This window comes from Sphingobium sp. IP1, assembly GCF_002708645.1.
In the GTDB taxonomy this organism is placed as follows: Bacteria; Pseudomonadota; Alphaproteobacteria; order Sphingomonadales; family Sphingomonadaceae; genus Sphingobium; species Sphingobium yanoikuyae.
Map to the genome: position 1 here is coordinate 1 of NZ_NOIW01000255.1, position 1100 is coordinate 1100.

Sequence of the window (1100 nt, forward strand, 5' to 3'; positions counted from 1 at the left end):
CTACATGATCGTCGGGGTGGATGATCCGGCGGCGTGGGAGGCGGGCAGCGGCACGCTGGATGGCGAGGGGCGGCTGGTGCGCGAACCGATGGCGTCCTCGGCCGGGGACGGGACGGTCAGTTTCGCGCCGGGCGAAAAGCGGATCGGGCTGGTGCTGCATAGCGGCTGGATCGCTGGGCTGAGGGATGCGCTGGCGGGCAAGCAGGAGGCGAGCATGGGGCTGGACGCGCTCGCCGGCCTTGCGACCACCGGGTTCGGACGCGCGCTGCTGGAGCAGGGCGACGGGGCGGCGGTGCGGGCGCATGTCGGCGCCGGGACGGTGACCGCCGTGGCGGCGTCGGGCGGGACCACGGGACTGGAATTTGACGGCGGGCCGGTGAGCGGTAGCGGGACGCTGACGCTGGGCGGGACACTGGCGATCGGCCATGGCGGCACCGGAGCGAGCAGCGCGGGTGCGGCCCGGAGCGCGCTGGGGCTGGGCTCCATGGCGACATTGGCGAGCGAGGCGATCGGCGCGGCGCTGGTGCCGGCGAGCGATGGCGCGATCGACCTGGGCAGCGCGGCCCGACGCTATGCCAATGCCCATGTCGTCGTCGCGAGCTTTGGCGGTGGCAGCGCCAACCGGACGATGAAGATCGACGCCAATAGCGGCTACACCACCTATGTCGAGTTCGACACCGGTGGTGTGCGGCGCTGGCTGTTCGGGCGCAATTCCAGCAATAATTTCGCGATCACCGCCTATGACAGCGGCAATAATCTGGTCGGCGTGGCCTGTGGCTTCAGCAATGCCACGCTGGACGCGAGCTTTGCCGGCCATGTCGTGCCGGCGACCGACAACAGCCGGACATGCGGCGCGGCCGCAGCGCGCTGGTCGGTCATCTATGCCGCGAGCGGCACCATCAACACGTCGGATGCCCAGGCCAAATGCGATGTTGGTGCGGTGCCCGAGGCGCTGCTGGACGCCTGGGGCGATGTCCAATGGCGCCAGTTCCGCTTCGTCGATGCGGTGGCGGCCAAGGGCGAGGATGCGCGCTGGCATGTCGGGCTGGTGGCGCAGGCGGGGCGCGGTGCGAGCGAGGCGCGGATGGGCGGGGGGGGGG

1 protein-coding gene is annotated in these 1100 nt (G+C 71.2%); it reads left to right on the forward strand.

Annotation, left to right across the window (positions count from 1 at the left end):
* Positions 1 to 1100 (forward strand): tail fiber domain-containing protein (locus tag CG471_RS30935; RefSeq protein ID WP_373562085.1); only part of this gene is annotated, 1100 nt, incomplete at both ends.